Annotated in this window: 19 protein-coding genes; 10 read left to right on the forward strand and 9 right to left on the reverse strand. The window is 69.5% G+C overall.

Features of this window, described 5'->3' with window-relative positions; translation table 11 throughout:
- The first annotated feature begins 15 nt into the window (after nucleotides 1–15).
- Entirely contained in the window at nucleotides 16–492 is a 477-nt protein-coding gene (locus tag ACM26Y_RS02590) for a GatB/YqeY domain-containing protein (RefSeq protein ID WP_054373134.1), read from the forward strand.
- A gap of 42 nt (nucleotides 493–534) precedes the next feature.
- Here ACM26Y_RS02590 and ACM26Y_RS02595 read toward each other — a convergent pair whose 3' ends face one another.
- On the reverse strand, nucleotides 535–2886 hold the full coding sequence (locus ACM26Y_RS02595) for a penicillin-binding protein (RefSeq protein WP_416063603.1): 2352 nt from the start codon (nucleotides 2884–2886) through the stop codon (nucleotides 535–537).
- 301 nt (nucleotides 2887–3187) lie between these two features.
- On the opposite strand from ACM26Y_RS02595, the gene ACM26Y_RS02600 reads away from it, so the two are divergent.
- Entirely contained in the window at nucleotides 3188–3511 is a 324-nt protein-coding gene (locus ACM26Y_RS02600; protein WP_040781514.1) for a WhiB family transcriptional regulator, read from the forward strand.
- Nucleotides 3512–3532: 21 nt separating this feature from the next.
- On the opposite strand, the gene ACM26Y_RS02605 is transcribed toward ACM26Y_RS02600, so the two are convergent.
- Complete coding sequence (locus tag ACM26Y_RS02605; protein WP_054373133.1) at nucleotides 3533–4672, reverse strand: ArsA family ATPase; 1140 nt, start codon at nucleotides 4670–4672, stop codon at nucleotides 3533–3535.
- A complete protein-coding gene (locus ACM26Y_RS02610; RefSeq protein WP_003935278.1) occupies nucleotides 4669–5682 on the reverse strand; it encodes an ArsA-related P-loop ATPase in 1014 nt (337 codons plus the stop codon). The genes ACM26Y_RS02605 and ACM26Y_RS02610 overlap by 4 nt, the downstream gene beginning before the upstream one ends.
- Before the next feature lie 42 nt (nucleotides 5683–5724).
- Here ACM26Y_RS02610 and ACM26Y_RS02615 point away from each other — a divergent pair, with 42 nt between their 5' ends.
- From ACM26Y_RS02615 to ACM26Y_RS02625, 3 genes are read left to right on the forward strand one after another with little or no spacing between them, the layout of a single operon-like run.
- Entirely contained in the window at nucleotides 5725–5889 is a 165-nt protein-coding gene (locus tag ACM26Y_RS02615; RefSeq protein WP_006945567.1) for a DUF4177 domain-containing protein, read from the forward strand.
- 5 nt (nucleotides 5890–5894) lie between these two features.
- A complete protein-coding gene (locus tag ACM26Y_RS02620; protein WP_003935276.1) occupies nucleotides 5895–6374 on the forward strand; it encodes a RidA family protein in 480 nt (159 codons plus the stop codon).
- Between the two features lie 59 nt (nucleotides 6375–6433).
- Complete coding sequence (locus ACM26Y_RS02625) at nucleotides 6434–7222, forward strand: MBL fold metallo-hydrolase (RefSeq protein ID WP_003935275.1); 789 nt, start codon at nucleotides 6434–6436, stop codon at nucleotides 7220–7222.
- A gap of 66 nt (nucleotides 7223–7288) precedes the next feature.
- Here the strand turns inward: ACM26Y_RS02625 and ACM26Y_RS02630 are convergent, their stop codons facing one another.
- Both ACM26Y_RS02630 and ACM26Y_RS02635 read right to left on the reverse strand, forming a co-directional pair.
- Nucleotides 7289–7963: a Crp/Fnr family transcriptional regulator gene (locus tag ACM26Y_RS02630; RefSeq protein WP_003935274.1), complete on the reverse strand. Its 675-nt coding sequence runs from the start codon at nucleotides 7961–7963 to the stop codon at nucleotides 7289–7291.
- A gap of 198 nt (nucleotides 7964–8161) precedes the next feature.
- The gene (locus ACM26Y_RS02635; protein ID WP_026137871.1) at nucleotides 8162–8431 is read right to left on the reverse strand and encodes a hypothetical protein; all 270 of its coding nucleotides are present in this window, start codon (nucleotides 8429–8431) and stop codon (nucleotides 8162–8164) included.
- 72 nt (nucleotides 8432–8503) lie between these two features.
- Here ACM26Y_RS02635 and nth point away from each other — a divergent pair, with 72 nt between their 5' ends.
- Genes nth through ACM26Y_RS02655 form a run of 4 tightly spaced genes read left to right on the forward strand, consistent with a single transcriptional unit; the run spans nucleotide 8504 to nucleotide 11841 of the window.
- Nucleotides 8504–9298, forward strand: a complete 795-nt coding sequence (nth, locus tag ACM26Y_RS02640; RefSeq protein ID WP_003935272.1) for an endonuclease III — start codon at nucleotides 8504–8506, stop codon at nucleotides 9296–9298.
- A 37-nt stretch (nucleotides 9299–9335) separates the two neighbouring features.
- On the forward strand, nucleotides 9336–9959 hold the full coding sequence (locus tag ACM26Y_RS02645) for a TlpA family protein disulfide reductase (RefSeq protein ID WP_416063604.1): 624 nt from the start codon (nucleotides 9336–9338) through the stop codon (nucleotides 9957–9959).
- The gene (locus tag ACM26Y_RS02650) at nucleotides 9956–10654 is read left to right on the forward strand and encodes an NUDIX hydrolase (protein ID WP_003935270.1); all 699 of its coding nucleotides are present in this window, start codon (nucleotides 9956–9958) and stop codon (nucleotides 10652–10654) included. The genes ACM26Y_RS02645 and ACM26Y_RS02650 overlap by 4 nt, the downstream gene beginning before the upstream one ends.
- On the forward strand, nucleotides 10651–11841 hold the full coding sequence (locus tag ACM26Y_RS02655) for a MarP family serine protease (RefSeq protein WP_003935269.1): 1191 nt from the start codon (nucleotides 10651–10653) through the stop codon (nucleotides 11839–11841). The genes ACM26Y_RS02650 and ACM26Y_RS02655 overlap by 4 nt, the downstream gene beginning before the upstream one ends.
- 12 nt (nucleotides 11842–11853) lie before the next feature.
- Here the strand turns inward: ACM26Y_RS02655 and ACM26Y_RS02660 are convergent, their stop codons facing one another.
- The 3 genes from ACM26Y_RS02660 to nhaA are packed head-to-tail and all read right to left on the reverse strand — an operon-like array spanning nucleotide 11854 to nucleotide 14521.
- Nucleotides 11854–12798: an alpha/beta fold hydrolase gene (locus tag ACM26Y_RS02660; RefSeq protein WP_289377552.1), complete on the reverse strand. Its 945-nt coding sequence runs from the start codon at nucleotides 12796–12798 to the stop codon at nucleotides 11854–11856.
- A gap of 8 nt (nucleotides 12799–12806) precedes the next feature.
- The gene (locus ACM26Y_RS02665) at nucleotides 12807–13307 is read right to left on the reverse strand and encodes a phage holin family protein (RefSeq protein WP_003935267.1); all 501 of its coding nucleotides are present in this window, start codon (nucleotides 13305–13307) and stop codon (nucleotides 12807–12809) included.
- A complete protein-coding gene (gene nhaA / locus ACM26Y_RS02670) occupies nucleotides 13304–14521 on the reverse strand; it encodes a Na+/H+ antiporter NhaA (RefSeq protein WP_289377550.1) in 1218 nt (405 codons plus the stop codon). Before nhaA ends, ACM26Y_RS02665 begins: the two co-directional genes overlap by 4 nt.
- A 193-nt stretch (nucleotides 14522–14714) precedes the next feature.
- Between nhaA and ACM26Y_RS02675 the strand changes: the two genes are divergently transcribed.
- On the forward strand, nucleotides 14715–16088 hold the full coding sequence (locus ACM26Y_RS02675; RefSeq protein WP_003935265.1) for an MFS transporter: 1374 nt from the start codon (nucleotides 14715–14717) through the stop codon (nucleotides 16086–16088).
- 70 nt (nucleotides 16089–16158) lie between these two features.
- Here ACM26Y_RS02675 and acs read toward each other — a convergent pair whose 3' ends face one another.
- Nucleotides 16159–18096, reverse strand: a complete 1938-nt coding sequence (gene acs / locus ACM26Y_RS02680; protein ID WP_416062573.1) for an acetate--CoA ligase — start codon at nucleotides 18094–18096, stop codon at nucleotides 16159–16161.
- Nucleotides 18097–18217: the final 121 nt, after the last annotated feature.

Here is an 18217-nt window from a genome sequence, read left to right on the forward strand (position 1 = left end):
GCGTAGCGTCGAGGCATGTCCGAGACCACGTCCTCGCTCAAAGCCACGCTCCGCGCCGACCTCACGTCCGCGATGAAGGACAAGGATTCGCTGCGCACCAACACGCTGCGCATGCTGCTCGCCGCCGTGCAGACCGAAGAAGTCGCCGGCAAGCAGGCACGCGATCTCACCGACGAGGAAGTCGTGAAGGTGCTCGCGCGCGAAGCGAAGAAGCGCGGCGAGGCTGCCGAGGTGTACACCGAGAACGGCCGCGGAGAACTGGCCGCCAAGGAGCACGCCGAGGCCCGCATCATCGACGAGTACCTGCCGACCCCGCTCACCGACGCCGAACTGGCCGACGTGGTGGACACCGCCATCGCCCAGGTCGCCGAGGAGATCGGGGAGCGGCCGGGGCCGCGGCAGATGGGTCAGGTCATGAAGGCGGCGACCGCGATCGCCGCCGGGAAGACCGACGGCAAGCGCCTGTCCGCCGCCGTCAAGTCGCGCTTGTAGACGACGGCGCCGCCCGGTCGTCGCGCGACCGGGCGGCGGCGGTCATCGTCCCGGGATGGGTGCCGGCGCGGCCGGAACCGTCGTGTCCGGCACCCGGCTCTCGCTCGGCCGGGCCGGTGTCGCACTCGGGCTCGGCGGCGCGGCGCGCACCGAACCGTCGCTGACGAAGATCGTCACCGTCGAGCCCGGGACGGCGGAACCGGACGGCGAGACCGAGGCGACGGTGCCGCTGCGGCCTTCCGCCTTGACGGTCGTCTCCGTCACCTGGAACCCGGCGTCGATCAGGCGCTGGCTGGCCTGCTGCCGGTTCAGGCCCACGACATTGGGAACCTGCGCATTGCCGGCGCCCCGCACGTACTTCTGGTCCACGGGTGGCAGCTGGGTGGGGCCGAACTTGTTGGCGACCGGCAGCAGCGCATCGAACCACGTGCGTGCGGGCTCGGTGCCGCCGAACAGGTTGCCGTCGTAGCAGGGGCGCACCGGGCCGGAGCAGATCTGCCCCGGCGTAGGCGAGTCGCCGTACGTGTAGACGGCTCCGGCGAGATTGTTGGTGAAGCCGAGGAAGGCCGAGGACATGTGCGACTCGGTGGTTCCCGTCTTGGCCGACACCGGCAGGTTCCAGCCCACCGACCCGGCCGCGCCGGATGCCGTACCGCCGCCCGAGGTGTCCTTGCTCAGGGCGTTGGCGAGCGTGTCGGCCAGGCCCGGTTCGACGACCTGCTCGCATGCCTGCTGGGTGATCGGTACGGGTTTGCCCTCGCGGTCGAACACGGCGTCGATCGGCGTGGGCGGGCACCACTTGCCGTGGGAGGCGAGCGTCGCGGCGACGTTGGACAGCTCCAGCGGGTTGACCCAGGTGGGTCCCAGGGTGAACGAACCGAGGTGCTGCGCCTTCTGCATCTCGGACATGCTCTGCTCGCCGAAACCGGAGGAGTTGGGCTGGGCGTAGGAGCGCAGGCCGAGCCGCACCGACATGTCGACGACGGAGTCCACACCGGTGGCCTCGATCAGCTTGACGAAGGCGGTGTTGGGGGACTGCGCCAGTGCGTCCGTGACCGAGAGCTTCGACGGGTACGGCGCGGCGTTCTCGACGCAGTAGGTGGCCGGCGGGCACCCGGGGGCGCCGCCGTCACCGAGACCGCGGGCGTTGTAGCGGCCCGGCACGTCCAGCACGGCGCTCGTGCCGAGGCCCTTCTCCATCGCCGCGGCCACCGTGAAGATCTTGAACACCGAGCCGGCGCCGTGACCGGTCAGGGAGTACGGCTGCGGCTGCACTGTCTGGTTGGCTTCGCCGTCGAGGCCGTATACGCGGCTCGACCCCATCGCAAGGACACGATGCGAATCCTCCCCGGGCCGGATCACGTTCATCACCGTCGCGACGTCATCGACGGTCGGGCTCGTGAACTCGTCCAGCGACGACTTCACCGAGTTCTGGATTTCGGGATCGAGCGTGGTGCGGATGAGGTACCCGCCCCTGTCGATCTGCTCGCGGGACAACCCGGCCTCGGCCAGGTACTGCAGCGCGTACTCGCAGAAGAACCCCCGGTCGCCCGCGGCGATGCACCCGCGCGGCAGGGTCTTGGGCTCGGGCAGGACGCCGAGCGGCTGCTCCTTCGCGGCGCGGATCTCGGTGGCGCGCTCGGGAATGTTCTGGATCATCGTGTCGAGCACGACGTTGCGCCGCGCCAGCACGCCGTCCGGATTGGTGTACGGGTTCAGCGCGGAGCTGGACTGCACCATGCCGGCGAGCATCGCGGACTGGGTGACGTTCAGGTCCTTCGCGTCGATGCCGAAGTATGTCTGGGCCGCGTCCTGCACACCGAAGGATCCGTTCCCGAACGGCACGAGGTTCAGGTAGCGGGTGAGGATCTCGTCCTTGGTCAGCTCGTCGTCGAGCGTCAGCGCCATCCGGATCTCCCGGATCTTGCGCGCGGGTGTCGTCTCGATCGCGGCGCGGCGCTCGGCGTCGGTCTTGGCGACCACGTGCAGCAGGTAGTTCTTCACGTACTGCTGATCGATCGTGGACGCGCCCTGCTCGACCTGCCCGCTGGTCGTGTTGGTGAGGAAGGCACGGATCGTGCCCTGCCAGTCGACGCCCTGGTGTTCGGCGAAGCGCTTGTCCTCGATGGAGACGATGGCGAGTTTCATCTCGTTGGAGATCTGGTCGCTCGGCACCTCGAACCGGCGCTGGTCGTAGAGCCAGGCGATGGGCGTGCCCGCGGCGTCGGTCATGGTGGTGACCGCGGGCACCACCCCCTCGACGAGTTCGGCGGAACTGTTGTCCACCGTGTCCGCGGCGCGGTTCGAGACGTACCCGAACCCTCCGGCCGCCGGGAACATCACACCGGCCAGCAGGACTCCGCCCAGTGCCGTGCATCCTGCGAGCTTCGCCACCGTTTTTCCGATCGACACGCCTACACAGTACGTGCCGAGGCGGAGCGCGGACCCCGCCGCACATGTTCCCGTGTCCGCGTTGCGCTGGCGAAAACCCTCCGACGTGCAGTGATGCACGGGCGTACCAGAAAAGTGTTTCTCCACCTTGCGCACGGGGAACTCTTTACCTAGATTGAGTCCTCAGTGTGATGCAGATAACACCTGAATAGGAATGTGGCGCAGAACGGTCGTGCTAGGCCGCCGATGCTGCGTGCCTTCCAGGACCCCGTGACACGGCGTTCGGAGAGTAAGGGGCAACTGAATGCACATGACCACCCCGATGGCCCGGCTCGACGTAGACCAAGCAGAAGCACGCATCGCATGGGTGTCGAAAGCCCGATGCCGTGAAGTGGACCCCGATCAGTTGTTCGTCCGTGGCGCCGCCCAGCGCAAGGCCGCAGTCATCTGCCGGCACTGCCCGGTGATGCTCCAGTGCGGCGCCGACGCCCTCGACAACCGCGTCGAATTCGGCGTCTGGGGCGGGATGACCGAACGTCAGCGCCGGGCGCTGCTCAAGCAGCATCCCGAAGTCGACTCCTGGGCCGACTTCTTCGAGGCTCAGCGTCAGCACCAGAGCGCCGTCTGACCGATCGGCGAACCCGCGAGGTCATGCCTCGCGGGTCATCTGATCGGCGACGGCGCGCAGTGCCTCGAGATCCGAGACCTCGAAGGGCAGCGACGGTACACCGACGACCGGCACCCGCGGATGCGCACTCGTGAATCGGGCCAGCAGCCGCAGCTCCCGCTTCGCCGTCACCGCTCGGTGCGCGTGGACCCGCAGCACGGCCTCGGCCGGCGCGTTCTCCTTGCGGCCCTGCTCCTCGAGCAGATCCGCCGCGGTCAGGGCGTGGTCGGCCGGTAGCGAGCACAGGGTCGGGTGCGTGCGGTTGAGGACAAGCCCCGCGAGCGGCATGCGGTCCTCGGACAGCCGCTCGACGAAGAACGATGCTTCCCGCAGCGCGTCCGGCTCGGCCGCCGCGACCACCATGAAGTGGGTGCCCGGCTGCTGCAGCAACTGGTAGGTGCGATTAGCCCGCTCCCGGAAGCCACCGAACATCGAGTCCAGGGACTGCACGAAAGCCGATGCGTCCGAGAGCATCTGGCTACCGACAATCGTCGAGACCGCTTTCAGGGCCAGTCCCATGGCGCCCGTCACCAGCCGTCCCAGCCCTCGCCCCGGCGCGGTGAACATGCGGATCATCCGGCCGTCCAGGAACGCACCGAGCCGCTGCGGTGCATCGAGGAAGTCCAGCGCATTGCGCGAGGGCGGGGTGTCGACCACGATCAGATCCCAGGTGTCGCTCGCCGCGAGCTGCCCGAGCTTCTCCATCGCCATGTACTCCTGAGTGCCGGAGAACGACGAGGCCACGGTCTGATAGAACGGGTTGTCGAGGATCTGCTGTGCCTTCTCCGGCGTCGAGTGCTCGAGCACCATGTCGTCGAAGGTGCGGCGCATGTTCAGCATCATCGCGTGCAGTTCGCCCTTCGCGCCCGGCCCCAGCTGCACGAGCTGCGGACTGTTGTCGAGGGCCTGCACACCCAGTGCCTGGGCCAGCCGCCGGGCCGGATCGATCGTCAGCACCACGACGTTGCGGCCCTGCTCTGCGGCACGCAACGCCAGCGCCGCAGCGGTCGTGGTCTTCCCGACCCCGCCCGCGCCGGTGCACACGATGATGCGCGACGAGGGATCGGCCAGGATGGACCGGACGTCGAGCGGCGGCGCATGGTGCGCCCGCGGCGCGGTCACCGCACACCCTGTTCGCCGAGCTGCTCCGCGAGCTCGTACAGCCCGCCGAGATCCACGCCGTCCGCCAGCGCGGGCAGATGCATTCGTGCCACGTTCACCTCGTCGAGTTGGGCGGCGCTGACCTGCTGCGCCTGCAGAGTGGATGCATGCTCGATCGTTTCGGTCAGCAGACCCGCGAAGTCCTCTTCGCCGAGCGCGACCCCCGCGCGGTCGAGGCCCTCACGTACCGCGGCCGCGTCGATCCGGCCGGCCGCAGCCTCGTCCACCATCTCCTCGGGCAGGAAGTCGGGGGCGGTCCGGTTGACGATCACGGTGCCCAGCCGCAGGTCCGCCTCGAGGAGCTCGCTCACCGCGTCGGAGGTTTCCTGCACCGGCAGCGCCTCGAGCAGCGTGACCAGGTGGACCATGGTCTCGTCGGAGTGCAGCAGCCGCACGACCCCTTCGCTCTGGGACCGGATCGGACCCGACTTGGCGAGGTCGGCCATCGCCTTGGTCACGTCTAGGAAGCTGCCGATGCGTCCCGTCGGCGGAGAGTCCACCACGACCACGTCGTACACGGGTTCACCGGTGCGGTCGGTGCGCACCACGGTCTCCTTGATCTTGCCGGTGAGGATCACGTCCCGAAGACCCGGCGCCAGCGTGGTCGCGAATTCGATGGCACCGATCCGGCGCATCGCCCGACCCGCGAACCCGAGGTTGTAGAACATGTCCAGGTACTCGAGGAAGGCCGTCTCGATGTCGAGAGCCAGGGCGTACACCGCGCCACCGCTGTCCGTCGTGGCGATCTTGGTCTCGGCCGGCGGCAGCGGCGGCACGTCGAACAGCTGGGCGATGCCCTGCCGTCCCTCCACCTCCACCAGGAGCACCTTGCGGCCCCCGGCCGCCAGCGCAAGGGCCAGGGCCCCCGCGACGGTCGACTTACCGGTGCCGCCCTTGCCCGAGACGAAGTGCAGCCGCGCCTGCGCAGCCTTCGCCGGCCAGACGTCGTGTTCAGCAGTCGTTGATGCCACGACGTCGAGCCTATAAGTCCCGTGCGCATATAGGGTCGAGACATGAGCGAATTGACAACGTGGGAGTACGCGACGGTGCCCCTGCTGACCCATGCCACGAAGCAGATCCTGGACACGTGGGGAGCCGACGGCTGGGAACTCGTATCGGTGCTTCCGGGACCCACCGGTGAGCAGCACGTCGCGTATCTCAAGCGCCCGAAGGGCTGATCGGCGTGGCAACAGAGGATTCCGCCGGACGGAACTGGACGGCACGACTCGCCGAGCTGGGCCTGAGCCTGCCGCCGGTCGCGGCGCCCGTCGCCGCCTACGTTCCCGCCGTCCGCACCGGTGACCACGTCTACACCTCCGGCCAGCTGCCGTTCGTCGACGGCGCACTGGGCCTGGTGGGCAAGGTCGGCGCCGAGGTCACGGCCGAGGATGCGAAGGCCGCGGCGCGCATCGCCGCGCTCAACGCGCTGGCCGCGGTGGACGACCTCGTCGGCATCGACAACCTGGTCCGCATCGTCAAGGTCGTGGGCTTCGTCGCGTCGGCGGAGGGTTTCACCGGTCAGCCGGGTGTGATCAACGGCGCGTCCGAACTCCTCGGCGAGGTGTTCGGGGAGGCAGGCGTGCACGCCCGGTCCGCCGTCGGCGTGGCCGAGCTGCCGCTCGGCGCGCCCGTCGAGGTCGAGATCATCGCCGAGGTGCGCTGACGGGTGCGGGCTGGACCGGATCTAGAGTGGGACGCACCCCACATGGAGGAGGCCGGATCGTGACGCTGGTTCACCCCGCGTACGCACAGCTGCGTCAGGTCACCGCCAACGCCGCGGTGGTGCTGGCGGAGAACCCGTCGATGATGACCCTCGACGGCACCAACACCTGGATCCTGCGGGCTCCCGGCAGCGACGAATGCGTCGTGGTCGATCCGGGCCCGCTCGACGAGGCACACCTCGCCCGCGTCGCCCGCGTTCCCGTGGCGCTGACATTGGTCAGCCATCGGCACGGCGACCACACCGACGGCGCCGGACGGTTCGCGGAACTCACCGGCACCGAGGTACGGGCCGTGGACGCGCGGCACCGGCACGGCGGTGGAGCGGGCCTGGCCGACGGCGAGGTGATCGAGGCGGCCGGGCTGCGGATCCGGGTGCTCGCGACGCCGGGCCACACCGCGGACTCGCTGTCCTTCGTCCTCGAGGACGACCGCAGCGTGCTCACCGCCGACACCATCCTCGGCCGGGGCACCACCGTTCTCGACGACTCCGACGGCGACCTCGGCGACTACCTCGGGTCGCTGCGCCGGCTGATCGACCTGGGTGGCGGCTACACGGTGCTGCCCGGTCACGGACCGGACCTGCCCGACCTGGAGACCATCGCCCGCGGCTACCTCGCCCATCGGGAGGAACGGCTCGATCAGGTGCGGGCCGCGTTGCGGGTGCTCGGGGACGACGCCACGCCGCGATCCGTCGTCGAGCACGTGTACGCCGATGTGGACCCGTCGCTGTGGCCGGTCGCGGAGAAGTCGGTCAACGTCCAGCTCGAGTACCTGCGCAGCTTCGCCTGACATCGGAAGACCCGAGGCCGGTGCATCGTCGATGCACCGGCCTCGGTCGTTCTTCGGAAGGGGTGGCTACCGCGCGCGGCGGGCGAGGCGCTCCGAGTCGGAGATGAGCACGCTCTTGCCCTCGAGCCGCAGCCAGCCGCGGTGGGCGAAGTCGGCCAGCGCCTTGTTCACGGTTTCGCGGGAGGCGCCGACGAGCTGTGCGATCTCCTCCTGCGTCAGATCGTGCGTGACACGCAGCGCACCCGCCTCCTGGGTGCCGAACCGCTGCGCGAGCTGCAACAGCGCCTTCGCGACGCGACCGGGCACGTCGGTGAAGATCAGGTCGGCCAGGTTGTTGTTGGTGCGGCGCAGGCGGCGCGCGAGCACGCGCAGCAGCTGCTCGGCGATCTCCGGACGCTGGTCGATCCAGGCCTTGAGGGCGTCGCGGTCCATGCTCACAGCGCGGACCTCGGTCACGGTGGTCGCGGTGGAGGTGCGCGGGCCCGGGTCGAAGATCGACAGCTCGCCGAACATGTCGGACGGACCCATGATGGTCAGCAGGTTCTCGCGGCCATCCGGGGAACGGCGGCCGAGCTTCACCTTGCCGGAGACGATGATGTACAGGCGGTCGCCCGGCTCACCCTCGTTGAAGATGACATGTCCGCGGGGGAAATCGACCGGCTGAAGCTCTTTGACCAGCGCCGCAACCGCCGAGGGTTCGACTCCTTGGAAGATGCCTGCTCTGGCCAGGACGTCGTCCACGTGCGCTCCTTTGGGGGTAATTCTCATCGTCATGCTGCCGGGTCTGCACGACGTCCACGGGCGCCCGGACAGGCCGCCTGCAACGCGTACGGAATCGAAGTCTACTGTGCGCGCCCTCGGCACGAGTGATTGACACCACGACAACCGTCGTGCCGTTCCCGCAGCAGCGCCCACGCATTCTATCGAAGCGTCCCGAAATCAGCTCGCGCGACGCTCTCCTATGTCGGACTCCGCATCGTCGAACTCCATGACGAGGACCCGCCGCCGGCGGCGGTGGAACCGGGCGAGAGCATGGGGGAATCCCTCCCTGGCCAGGGTGGCGACGTCGTCGTGGCTCGCCTTGTCGAGGAACTCCTCGACCTCCTGCTGGCGAACGGACAGACGGCTCAGCCGGGACTCGACCCGCTCCATCGCCAATGCGAACAGCATGAGCAGCACGGGGAAGAGCACGACAGCAAGAGCTTGCATACCGGGAAGTAAACACAAGAAAGGTCTCAGAAGCGACACAGCGCCGAATCCGCGACGGGCCGGGTACGTACAGTGGAGCAGGTGCATGCGACCCCGTCCGAGAGTCCCGACGTGCGCCGACGGCGCGCGTCCGGAGGCGAGCGCCCACCCGAGAGTCGGCTCGCCCTGGTGCGCCGGGCGCGCCGCATGAACCGGCGGCTCGCCGAGGCGTTTCCCCACGTGTACTGCGAACTCGACTTCACCACGCCACTCGAGCTGGCGGTCGCCACCATCCTGTCCGCGCAGTGCACCGACGTGCGGGTCAATCAGGTGACCCCGGCTTTGTTCGCTCGCTACCCGGATGCCCGCGCCTACGCCGAGGCCGACCGCGCCGAGCTCGAGGAGTACATCCGGTCCACCGGCTTCTACCGCAACAAGGCCAACTCCCTGATCGGTCTCGGCCAGGCCCTGCTCGAGCGTTTCGACGGCGAGGTACCACGCCGGCTCGAGGATCTCGTCACACTTCCCGGGTTCGGGCGCAAGACCGCCAACGTCGTCCTCGGGAATGCGTTCGGCATCCCCGGCATCACCGTCGACACCCACTTCCAGCGTCTCGTGCACCGCTGGAAGTGGACCGGGGAAACCGACCCGGTCAAGATCGAACACGCCGTCGGTGCGCTCGTCGAACGCAAGGAATGGACCCTGCTCTCGCATCGGGTGATCTTCCACGGCCGGCGCGTGTGCCACGCCCGCAAACCCGCCTGCGGCATCTGTGTACTGGCCAAGGACTGCCCGTCCTACGGCATCGGACCGACCGACCCCGTGACCGCCGCCGCGCTGGTGAAGGGACCGGAGACCGAGCACCTGCTCGAGCTGGCCGGACGGTGACCCGGTGCAACTGACCCGCGCAGGCCGTTGGAGCCTGGTGGCCCTCGTCGTCGTGGTGGCGCTGATCGTCGCGATCTGGCCCCGCGATACCGACGATCCGGCATCGGCCGTCGACGGTGCCCGGCCGACCGCGGCGCCGGTGGACCGCCGTGCCCAGGACACCCCCGAGGCCCTCGCGCCGTTGCGTGCCGCGGCGGCGCTCGAGGCCTGCCCGGCTCCGGCCGGAAACGGAGCCGGACCGCTCGCGGGGCTGCGGTTCGAGTGTCTCGGCGACGGCAGCAGCGTCGATCTGGCGGGTGCGCTCGCGGGACGGCCCGCCCTGGTGAACCTGTGGGCGTGGTGGTGCGGGCCGTGCGCGGAAGAACTGCCCTACCTGCAGGAGTACGCGCAGCGTGCCGGGGACGCCGTTGCGGTGGTCACCGTCCACACCGATCCCAACGAGGCCAACGCCCTGTCCCGGCTCGCCGAGTACGCCGTGCAGCTGCCGGGGGTGCAGGACGGGTCCGCGCGGGCACAGGCCGCGGTGCAGTCGCCGCCGGTGCTGCCGGTGACGGTGCTGCTGCGGCCCGACGGTTCGGTCGCCAAGGTGCTGCCCCAGCCGTTCCGCAGCGCCGACGAGGTCGCCGCCGCCGTGGAGGATCACCTGGGAGTGAAGGTATGACGCCGTACTGGCTGCGCCACGTGTCCACCGTCCTGCCGAGCGATCCGCACCGGGTCAATCCGGTGCTCGCCCGCCGGGCCCCGAGCGGGATTCCGGTTCGTCCCGCGGCCGTGCTCGTGCTGTTCGGCGGCTCGTCCGAACCCGATCCTCTCGCCCGGGGTGGGCTGCCCGCCGACGCGGACGTCCTGCTCACCCAGCGGGCGCCGACGATGCGTCAGCACAGCGGGCAGGTCGCGTTCCCGGGTGGTGCCGCCGACCCGGAGGACGACGGCCCGATCGCCACGGCGCTGCGCGAAGCACAGGAGGAGACGGGCCTCGACCCCGCGGGGGTCCGTCCGCTGACGGTGCTGCCCGAGATCTTCATCCCGCCGTCCGGATTCGACGTCACCCCGGTGGTGGCCTTCTGGGAGAAGCCCACACCCATCGGGGTGGTCGACCCTCGCGAGGCTGCCCGGGTGGTCCGGGTGTCCCTGCACGACCTGCTCGACCCGGACAACCGCTTCCAGATCCGGCACGAGCGCGGCTATCAGGGGCCGGCGTTCCTGGTGGACGACATGCTCGTGTGGGGATTCACCGCGGGGATCCTGGCGGGTCTGTTCGCGGTGTCGGGCTGGGAGATCGAGTGGGACCACACCGACATCCGTGACTTCGACGTCACGCTCGCCGAGCTCGAGACAGGGGTGGTCGAACCGTGACGCCGTCCGGATGGATCGACCTGCTCATCCTGCTGGTCGTGCTCGTGGCCGCGTCGTCCGGCCTGCGGCAGGGCGCGGTGGCGTCCGCACTGGCGTTCCTCGGCGTGGTGCTCGGCGCGGTTGCCGGCATCCTCATCGCCCCGCACGTGCTCGTGCACGTCGAGGAGGGACGGATGCGGATCCTCGCGGGGATCGCGCTCATCGTCGTCCTCGTCATCATCGGCGAGGTCGCGGGCATGGTGCTCGGCCGAGCGGCCCGGAGCAACATGCACAGCCCCGTTGCGCGGGGCGTCGACAGCGTGGTCGGGGCCGGCCTGCAGGCCGTGGCGGTGCTGGTGGCAGCATGGCTGCTCGCCATTCCGCTCACCGCCTCGTCCCAGCCGGAGATCTCCGCGGCCGTTCGCGGGTCGCGGGTGCTCAGCACGGTGGACGTGCTGGCCCCGGACTGGTTGCGCGGTGTCCCGAAGGAGTTCTCGGCACTGCTCGACACCTCGGGGCTGCCGGACGTCATCGGTCCGTTCGGGCGTACTCCGGTCGCCGAGGTGGAGCCGCCGGACCCGAGTGTGCTCGCCAGTCCTGTCGCGCTCGACCTGCATCCGAGTGTGCTGCGCATCAACGGCATCGCGCCGACCTGCCAGCGCGCGCTCGAGGGCTCCGGGTTCGTCGTCGCGCCCGAACGCGTCATGACCAACGCCCATGTCGTCGCCGGCACGTCGGCGGTGTCGGTGCAGACGCTGGGCGGGGCGCTCGACGCCGAGGTCGTGCTCTTCGATCCCGCGGTCGACGTCGCGATCCTCTCGGTGCCGGGACTCGACGTGGCACCGCTCGAATTCGCCCCGGACCCGGCCGCCTCGGGGCAGGACGCCCTCGTCCTGGGCTACCCCGGCGGGGGCCCCTACACGGCGAGTGCGGCGCGCATCCGAGAGACGCTCGACCTGCAGGGACCGGACATCTACCGCTCGGGCACCGTCGAACGGGAGGTGTACACCGTCCGCGGGTCCATCCGCCAGGGCAACTCCGGCGGTCCGCTCGTCGACGAGCAGGGCCGGGTCCTGGGCGTCGTGTTCGGGGCGGCCGTGGACAACAGCGATACCGGATTCGTGCTGACCGCGGCCGAGGTCGGCAGCCAGTTGGACCTGGCCGACGATTCGTTCGCGGCGGTGGCGACGGGGACCTGCATCGCCTGAGTGCCGGGGCGCCTACAGCCCGGCGGCGAAGTCGAGCAGCGCGGCGGTGACGTCGTCGGCACGTTCCTGATGGGCGTAGTGCCCGGCGTCGTCGATCATGAGCAGTTTCCGGCCCGGAGCGTGGCGCACGCATCGGCGCACGGTCGCCGGTACGACGTACGGGTCCAGCGCGCCGTGCAGTTGCAGTACCGGCAGCGTCAGCGTCTTGTCCATCGCCGCCATGAACCGTCGTCCGTCCGGCCGCCACTGGCTGCGGAAGGCCCAGCGCTGGTATTCGAGCGTGCAGTGCGCGGTGCCGGGAATCCGGATGGCCGAGCGCATCCGCTCGGCGACCTCCCGGAATTCGTCCGACTGCTGCCACCGGGTGCCCGCGCGGGCCCGCAGCAGTCGTTCGATCTCCCAGCCGTCGTCGCGCACGAGCTTGCGTTCGGGCCGCCACGGCACCTGATAGGCGAGGAACGTGGGCAGCAGCGCCGCGCGCTGCGCACGGTCGTGCAGCGTCGCGTCCCGCAGTGAGATCGGGTGCGGCGAGTCCACGAGGGCGATGGCCCGGACGAGCCGCGGGTGCAGCACGGCCGTCGCCCAGCACACCAGCCCGCCGTCGGCGTGCCCGACCAGCGTCGCTTCCGAGCAGCCCAGGGCGCGGATGAGTCCTGCGACGTCGCCCGACAGGGTCCAGCCGTCGTAGCCACGCGGGGGCTTGTCGGAGTCGCCGTAGCCGCGCAGGTCGACGGCGACGGCGCGGTAGCCGGCGTCCGCGAAGGCGGTGAGCTGGTGACGCCACGACCACCACAGGTCGGCGAACCCGTGCAGGAACAGCGCCAGCGGTGCGTCGGGGCCGGACGGGCCGGCTTCGACGGCGTGCAGGCGGATGCCGTTGGCATGGATGTCGCGGTGCGTCCACGGTCCGGGGAACCGGACCGTGGACGGGTCGGGGAGGGACACGGTGCCCTGCATGTGGAGGGTCAGCGCGCGTGCCGGGGGCCCGCTGCCGGCTCCGCGTCGTGCTGCTGCGGCAGGACGGTACGGGCCTGCCTGAGCGAGTCGATGGTCTTCTCCGGGGCGCGCAGTTTGCGCACCCGGAGGTACCCGATCAAGGCGAAGATCGCCGTGACCACGACCATGATGAGGAAGACGATCAGGAACGCCAGCCAGCGGGGCGTCCAGATGTCGATCAGTTCGGCGAGGAAGAAGAAGAAGAAGAACGAACTGAACACCAGGACCGCGAAGGCCAGGATGAAGAACAGACTGCCCTGCAGGCCCTTCTTCACCTCGCCGGTGACCTCGGCCTTGGCGAGTTCGACCTCGGCGCGGAACAGCGTCGAGACCTGTGCTGTGGCGTCGCGGACCAGGTCCCCGATGCTCGCTTCCTGAGGAGTGCGGGCGCGCACCTCGGTCAGCGGAATGGACGAGATGCTCGTCGGTACCCCGTCACCCTGCTTCCGGTTCCCGTTCGTCACGCTCACTTGTCGACCCCTCCAGTTGATTCGTAATGACTGCGGTGGGCTCGCCCACGCCGTAACAGTAGCGTCGATCCCAGCAGCGAGGCGATCAGTGACGTGACGAGGACCGACGCCTTCGCGATCTCCGCGGGTGCCCCGCCGTCGATACCGGCGAGCGAGAGGTCGGCGATGAGCAGGCTCACGGTGAACCCGATGCCGCCGAGTACGGCGAGGGCCAGCAGGTCCGCCCATGCCAGCCCGGCGGGCCTGGTGGCCACGCCCACCCGGATCGCGAGCCAGGACGCGCCGAAGATGCCGACCGTCTTGCCGATCAGCAGGCCCAGCAGAACGGACAGGCCCACCGGGCTGGTGAACACATCGGCGAGGACCTCGCCGTCGATGGGAACGCCGGAGGCGAACAGCGCGAACAGGGGCACGCACAGGCCGGCGGACCAGGGCTGGATGTCGTGGGCGAGCCGCTCGGCCGGTGCCCGCCGCTCGCCGGGGTCGGCGCGGACGCGGGTGAGCAGACCCAGCACGACGCCCGCGATGGTGGCGTGGATGCCGGCCTCGTGCATGCCGTACCAGGTGAGCAGCGCGAGCGGGACGTACAGCCACGGGGTCGTGATCCGCCGGTGCTGGGCGTACCGATAGGCGGCGGCGCACGCGACGGTCCCGAGCAGCCACAGCGCCGCGATGGACGTGGTGAACAGGACGGCGATCAGTGCGATGCCGATGAGATCGTCGACGACGGCGAGGCTGAGCAGGAAGACACGCGCGCCGGTGGGGATGCGGGAACCGGTGAGGGCGAGGACTCCGAGGGCGAAGGCGATGTCGGTGGCGACGGGAATCGCCCAGCCGCGGTCCATGCCCGGGGTGCCCCATCCGACGGCGGCGGCGATGAGTGCCGGCAGCAGTACGCCGCCGCAGGCCGCGATGACCGGCAGCAGGGCCTTCTTGCGGTCCGCCAGTTCACCGATCACGAGTTCGCGTTTGAGTTCGAGTCCGGCGACGAAGAAGAACACGGCGAGCAGACCGTCCTGTGCCCAGGTGCCGACGGTGAGATGCAGGTGCAGCGCTTCCGGTCCGACGGTGAAGTCGCGCAGCCGCTCGTAGACGGGTCCGAGCGGGGAGTTGACCCACAGGACGGCGACGGCGGCGGCGACCAGGAGGATCGCGCCACCGACGGTCTCGGTGCGCAGGTACCGAGTGAGTTCCGAGCGCAGCGGCTGAGTCACGAAGGCCTTCCGATCGAATCCGCGGGGCGATGGTGCTGCCGCCGACCAGGATTCCCAGCGCACCCGGCGACGAATCGTATCGCCCGTCCGGCCGGTCGGCGGATGTCCGATTTGATTCGTTCCGGAAAGAAGGTGTTCACTTTCCTAGAAGCTGGGATCGTTTCCCATCATGTGAATCTCTGGAGCTGGTTTCGTGAGTACTGCCCTCGACAACACCGCCGGCCGAGACGGATCGCTGGTCGCGGGAGTACCGCGCAGCCGCATCATCGTCGCGAGTACCGTCGGCACCTCGATCGAGTTCTACGACTTCTACATCTATGCGACCGCCGCCGTCTCGGTGTTCCCGCACCTGTTCTTCCCCAAAGGCAACGGCACCACCGCCCTGCTCGCCTCGCTCGCGACGTTCGGTCTCGCGTTCGTCGCCCGCCCGGTCGGCTCGATCCTGTTCGGCCACTTCGGCGACCGCATCGGCCGCAAAGCCACCCTCGTCGGCTCGCTGCTGACCATGGGCATCGCGACCTTCCTCATCGGCATCCTGCCCACGTACCACCAGGTGGGCCTGCTCGCCCCGGCGCTGCTCGCACTCATGCGCTTCTGCCAGGGCCTCGGCCTCGGGGGCGAATGGAGCGGCGCGGCGCTGCTGGCCACCGAGACCGCCGAGAAGGGGAAGCGGGCGTGGGCTGCCATGTGGCCGCAGCTGGGCGCGCCGATCGGATTCTTCCTGGCCAACGGCCTGTTCCTGATCATCACCCTGTTCCTGAACCACAACAACGCCGAGCCCGACCTGGACAGCGCGTTCCTGACGTGGGGTTGGCGGATTCCGTTCCTGCTCAGCGCGGTGATGGTGATCATCGGCCTCTACGTGCGGCTCAAGCTGGAGGAGACGCCGGTGTTCGCCCGCGCCGTCGCCGAGGGCAAGAAGGTCAAGACCCCGCTGGCCGAGGTCTTCCGGACCAGCTGGCGCCAGCTGATCATCGGCACGTTCGTGATGCTCGCGACGTACACCCTCTTCTACATCATGACGACCTGGGTGCTCAGCCACGGCACCGGGAAGACGCCCGCGCAAGGCGGTACCGGCGCCGGGTTCCAGTACTCGGACTTCCTGGTGCTGCAGCTGGTCGCGGTGCTGTTCTTCGCGGCCGCGATTCCGGTGTCCGGCCGGCTCGCCGACCGTTACGGCCGCCGCATCACCCTGCTCGTCGTCACCGGGATCATCATGGCGTTCGGCCTGACCTTCGGGATCCTGCTCGACCCGGAGGGCATGGACGAACCGCGCATGCTGCTGTTCCTGGTCGTCGGCATGATCCTGATGGGCTTCACCTTCGGTCCCATGAGCGCCGTGCTGCCCGAGCTGTTCCCCACCAACGTGCGCTACACCGGATCGGGCATCGCCTACAACGTCTCGAGCATCCTCGGCGCGGCCGTCGCCCCGTTCATCGCGACCTGGCTCGCCACGACCTACGGCGTCGGCTGGGTGGGGGTGTACCTCCTGGCCGCGGCCGCACTCACCTTCGTCGCGCTGCTCGTGATGCACGAGACCAAGGATCGCCAGCTGGACGAGGTCTAGGCCGCTCCGCGGCCGGTGTGTCCTTCGGGCTGTTGGGGCCGCCCAAAGGACACACCGGCAGCTCTGCTGCCTACTTGTTCTGGGAACGGATGGCTTCGAAGACCTTCGGGTCGACCAGGGTGGAGGTGTCGCCGAGTTCGCGGCCCTCGGCTACGTCGCGCAGCAGGCGGCGCATGATCTTGCCGGACCGGGTCTTGGGCAGTTCCGGCACGACGGAGATCTGCCGGGGCTTGGCGATCGGGGAGATCTCGGTGGAGACCTGGTTGCGCAGTTCCGCGATCAGCGCGTCGCCGGTGTTCTCCACGCCCTCGCGCAGGATGACGAACGCGACGATGCCCTGGCCGGTGGTCTCGTCGGCGGCACCGACGACGGCGGCCTCGGCGACGGCCGGGTGCCCGACGAGCGCGGATTCGACCTCCGAGGTCGAGATGCGGTGCCCGGAGACGTTCATGACGTCGTCGACGCGGCCGAGGACCCACAGGGCCCCGTCCTCGTCGTAGCGGGCGCCGTCGCCGGCGAAGTACCAGCCCTCCTCGGCGTACCGGGACCAGTAGGTGTCCTTGTACCGGTCCATGTCGCCCCAGATGCCGCGCAGCATCGACGGCCACGGCTGATCGAGCACCAGGTAGCCGTTGCCGCCGGCCCCGAGCGGGGCCGCGTTGTCGTCGACGATCTTGGCGGAGACACCCGGCAGCGGCGCCATCGCCGATCCCGGCTTGGTGGCGGTGATGCCCGGCAGCGGGGAGATCATGATCGCGCCGGTCTCGGTCTGCCACCAGGTGTCGACGATGGGGGCGGTGCCCGAGCCGATCACCTCCCGGAACCAGCGCCAGGCCTCCGGGTTGATCGGCTCACCGACCGACCCGAGCAGGCGGATCGAGGACAGGTCGTGCGCGTCGGGGATCTGCCGGCCCCACTTCATGAAGGTGCGGATCAGGGTCGGGGCGGTGTAGTAGATGCTCACCCCGTACTTTTCGATGATCTCGAAGTGCCGGTGCTCGTTCGGCGAGTTCGGAGTGCCCTCGTAGACGACCTGGGTCGCGCCGTTGGACAGCGGGCCGTACACGATGTAGCTGTGCCCGGTGACCCAGCCGATGTCGGCGGTGCACCAGTACACGTCCTGGCCGGGCTTGTGGTCGAACACGTAGTGGTGGGTGTACGAGGTCTGGGTCAGGTAGCCGCCGGAGGTGTGGACGATGCCCTTGGGCTTGCCGGTGGTGCCGGAGGTGTAGAGGATGAACAGCGGGTGCTCGGCGTCGAACGGCTGCGCGGTGTGCTCGGCGGAGGCCTTGTCCACCGTCTCGTGCCACCACAGATCGCGCCCGTCGGTCCAGTCGACGTCGATGCCGGTGCGCTTGACCACCAGCACGTGCTGCACCGACGCGGCTTCGGCGACGGCCTCGTCGGCGGCCGGCTTGAGCGGGGCGGCCTGGCCGCGGCGCCACTGTCCGTCGACGGTGACCACCAGCTTGGCGCGGGCGTCGTCGATGCGTGAGCGCAGCGCGTGCGAGGAGAAACCGCCGAAGACCACCGAGTGGGTCAGGCCCAGGCGGGCGCACGCGAGCATCGTCACGATCGCCTCGGGGATCATCGGCATGTAGATCGCCACCCGGTCGCCGGCGACCAGGCCCAGATCGGTGAAGGTGTTCGCCGCCTTGGACACCTCGGCGAGCAGATCGTTGTAGGTCAGCGAGCGCGAATCGCCGGGCTCGCCCTCGAAGTGGATCGCGACGCGGTCGCCGTTGCCGGCGAGCACGTGCCGGTCGACGCAGTTGTAGGCGACGTTGAGCTGCCCACCGACGAACCACTTCGCCACCGGCGCCTCGGACCAGTCCAGCACCTCGGTCCACGGCGTGGCCCAGTCCAGCCGGCGGGCCTGCGTCTCCCAGAACCCGAGCCGGTCGGCGTCCGCGGCGGCCTGCAACTCGGGACCGGCGTTGGCGGTGGCGACGAACTCGGGGCTCGGTGGGTACACCTGCTGTTCGTGGTCCTGCGCTGCGCTCGTCATGGTTGCGGGGCCTCTTTCCGGTCGGTCCAAACAGTTCGGGCACCTGTGAGGGTAGTCACCTGTGACCGACATCGCACCGTTGCATACGGCTGCAACCTGCTCACTTTCGACAATCGGTCGG

The sequence above is a fragment of the Rhodococcus indonesiensis genome, from assembly GCF_047782815.1.
In the GTDB taxonomy this organism is placed as follows: Bacteria; Actinomycetota; Actinomycetes; order Mycobacteriales; family Mycobacteriaceae; genus Rhodococcus; species Rhodococcus indonesiensis.

What these genes read in the sequence shown, in the direction of transcription:
- ACM26Y_RS02590 (WP_054373134.1), top strand. Translation starts at nt 16, where the DNA reads ATGTCCGAGACCACGTCCTCGCTCAAAGCCACGCTCCGCGCCGACCTC.
- ACM26Y_RS02660 (WP_289377552.1), bottom strand. Translation starts at nt 12,798, where the DNA reads ATGCAGGGCACCGTGTCCCTCCCCGACCCGTCCACGGTCCGGTTCCCC.
- ACM26Y_RS02615 (WP_006945567.1), top strand. Translation starts at nt 5,725, where the DNA reads ATGAGCGAATTGACAACGTGGGAGTACGCGACGGTGCCCCTGCTGACC.
- acs (WP_416062573.1), bottom strand. Translation starts at nt 18,096, where the DNA reads ATGACGAGCGCAGCGCAGGACCACGAACAGCAGGTGTACCCACCGAGC.
- ACM26Y_RS02600 (WP_040781514.1), top strand. Translation starts at nt 3,188, where the DNA reads ATGCACATGACCACCCCGATGGCCCGGCTCGACGTAGACCAAGCAGAA.
- ACM26Y_RS02650 (WP_003935270.1), top strand. Translation starts at nt 9,956, where the DNA reads ATGACGCCGTACTGGCTGCGCCACGTGTCCACCGTCCTGCCGAGCGAT.
- ACM26Y_RS02635 (WP_026137871.1), bottom strand. Translation starts at nt 8,431, where the DNA reads ATGCAAGCTCTTGCTGTCGTGCTCTTCCCCGTGCTGCTCATGCTGTTC.